Origin of the sequence: Methanocalculus sp. (genome assembly GCF_029762515.1) — an archaeon.
Taxonomy (GTDB): domain Archaea; phylum Halobacteriota; class Methanomicrobia; order Methanomicrobiales; family Methanocorpusculaceae; genus Methanocalculus.
On the sequence record NZ_JARVGN010000380.1, the window covers coordinates 1 to 2,205 of the forward strand.

Sequence of the window (2,205 nt, forward strand, 5' to 3'; positions counted from 1 at the left end):
AGCTCTTCAAATGGGCGGGACCATTTGTATCTGTCGCCTATGTTCTTTTTGGGGAACTGCATGAGGAATATGCAATCTCGACTGCGGATGACCTGAAGAAGTACCGGATCGGGGTCGTGAAGGACGATTATGCAGGAATTTTGCTGAAGGAGAGCGGAGTTTCAGAGTCAAAGATCATTGAAGCCGATGATGTACCACAGCTTATCTCTCTCCTCCAGGATGGAACAATCGATCTCTTCTGTTATGGAGAATTTGCCGGCAGGTACTTCATTGAAAAGACAACAGACAATCCTGACAATTTCGGGATACTTTACAGATTTGAGACCGATGACATCTATTTTGCCTTCAACAGGGAGACACCTGATCTTCTCGTCGAAGCATTCCAGGAAGCCCTTGACACCCTCCGGTATCAGCCTGACCAGACCGGAATAACAGAATACCAGCGTATCATGCACAGCTATATTGGCGTTTCTTACCTGCCGGATCCACCTGTCACACGAGAAGAGGTGATCGGACTTGTCGACTCTACGGCCGATGCCATAGAGAAGGACGCACCCGGCACAATAGCCCGGATCAATGCCGGTGAGCATCCCTTCAGGGACAGAGAGAACCGGGCACTGTATGTCTTTGTATATGACACCAATGTGACGGTCGTTGCCGAGGCTGACAACCCACGTCTTGTCGGGGAGAATATGAGAGGGAAGACGGATATTGTAGGCACGCCTTTCCGCGACCAGTTCACCGATATTGCCCTGACAGAAGGTTCGGGCTGGGTTGACTATATATGGACCCAGCCGGGAAAGAACGGGATCTATCACAAATCAGCCTACTTCAAACTGACTGAGGGAAGCGATACCAATCAGTATATTGTCGTCAGCGGACTGTATACCGCCAACCCAAATCCTGCTCACCAGGATTGAGATTGAATAAAAAGAAGAATATTCCGGGAGGGTATTTCCCTCCATATAATCTTTTATTGTTTCTGTTCTGAGATGAAACAGAGCCTTTTCCAAAAAACTTCCCTTATCCTGAACCCTTACGTGACCGAAAACCCACTGGTTGCAACCCTGTTCTCAAACCTTGCTCCCTTCCCATACAACTCCGGTCCCGGTAATGGTGATCCCGGTTATCCCGTGGATAGCCGGTTGTTGAAAGCGTCTTGTGTTCATGGGAATCGTCGGTATACCTGACCCTTACAACAGAGTATTTCTTCCCCCCATCAGATTACTCCGCAAGAAAAGGAGGCGAGAAACGAATCCTCCGGTTCATTTAATAAAACCAAAGAGCCCATTTGATTGGTATTATTATGGTAAAGATTCATCATGTATTCCTCCTCTGCCTCACACTCTTTGTTGTGTTTGCCGCAGGATGTACAACCCCTGAAGAGAACGTTGTTCCTTCCCCCATTGGGGTTGAAGAGCTGACGTTTATAACAGAAGAGTATCCCCCATTCAACTATATCGAAGACGGGGTTGTCAAAGGGATCTCTGTTGATATCCTGCTTGGAGCACTTGAAGAGATGGGAACTCCAGTGTCAGGAGATCAGATCCAGGTGCTGCCATGGCATATCGCCTATGATACCGCCCTCTCAGAGAAGAATACCGTCCTCCTCACGATAGTCCGGTCCCCGGAGAGAGAAGAGCTCTTCAAATGGGCGGGACCGTTTGTATCTATTGCTTTTGTTCTCTTTGGAGATGTGCATGAGGGCGTTACCATATCCACACCGGATGACCTGAAGAAGTACCGGATCGGGGTCGTGAAGGATGATTATGCAGGAATTTTGCTGAAGGAGAACGGAGTTTCTGAGTCAAACATCATTGAAGCCGAGGATGTACTGACACTCATCTCTCTCATCCATGATGGGACAATTGATCTCTTCTGTTATGGGGATATTGCCGGCAGGTACTTCATCGAAAAGGCAACTGATGATCCTGACCAATTCGGGATTCTCTACAGATTTGAGAGTTATGATCTCTACTTTGCCTTCAACAGGGAGACACCCGATCTTCTTGTCGAGGCATTCCAGGAATCCCTTGACACCCTCCGTTATCAGCCCGACCAGACCGGAGTAACAGAATACCAGCGTATTCTGTACAGCTACATTGGCGTTTCTTATCTGCCGGATCCATCGGTCACAAGGGAACAGGTGATCGAACTCGTCGACCGTACGGCTGATGCAATAGAAAAGGACACGCCCGGCACCTT

2 protein-coding genes are annotated in these 2,205 nt (G+C 48.4%); both read left to right on the forward strand.

Features of this window, described 5'->3' with window-relative positions:
• Positions 1-920: cache domain-containing protein (locus QCH34_RS11180; protein ID WP_300334161.1), on the forward strand; the 920-nt coding region annotated here is incomplete at its 5' end.
• Between the two features lie 386 nt (positions 921-1,306).
• On the forward strand, positions 1,307-2,205 hold an 899-nt coding region (locus QCH34_RS11185), incomplete at its 3' end, for a transporter substrate-binding domain-containing protein (protein WP_300334163.1).